1 protein-coding gene is annotated in these 523 nt (G+C 53.9%); it reads left to right on the top strand.

The features are described 5' to 3' along the window. Nucleotides 1-235 precede the first annotated feature (235 nt). A partial coding sequence (locus EXE42_RS16645; protein ID WP_137707028.1) for a hypothetical protein occupies nt 236-523 on the top strand: 288 nt, incomplete at its 3' end.

The raw sequence follows: 523 nt of genomic DNA, 5'->3' as shown, positions 1-523 counted from the left end.
TGGGCGTCACCACTATATCCGTTACCCTTAATATCCTTCAGTTCTATTAGGAGGACGTGAGGAACGAACGGTGTCACGGAGTGACTCGGAGTGTCCTCGCGTGGAACCGTTGACACAGGGCCTCGTCAGAAACGGATAGTAGCCGTCTGAACGGATAGGTCATTTCTACCAGCAGTCGCGGTGGTTCTCGCTTTTTCAAACGTTTTCGCAGTCGATTTTTCATACACAACAACCCATGACAGATCCAGCCTTCGTCGTCGCAAAACGGAAGACGGGTAACGCACGCAACTACCGCGGTGACGTGAACGTCTCGCTCGGTGATCAGACCGTGACGTTCAAACATCGCCTCCTCAACGAGACGGAGTTTCAAGAACTTCAACACGCCTTGGACACCGAGGAGATGGCCTCGGCTGACGAGCCTGAAGTTGATCCCGAGATGGGTGACACGGAGGCCCAAGAACGGCTCTTGGAACTTCAGGAGAAGCCCGAACTGACCAGCGAGGAAGAACAGGAACTTCAGGAG

It is taken from the genome of Halorubrum sp. SP3, from assembly GCF_005435195.1.
Classification (GTDB): Archaea; Halobacteriota; Halobacteria; order Halobacteriales; family Haloferacaceae; genus Halorubrum; species Halorubrum sodomense.
This window is presented reverse-complemented; position numbering and strand designations above follow the sequence as displayed.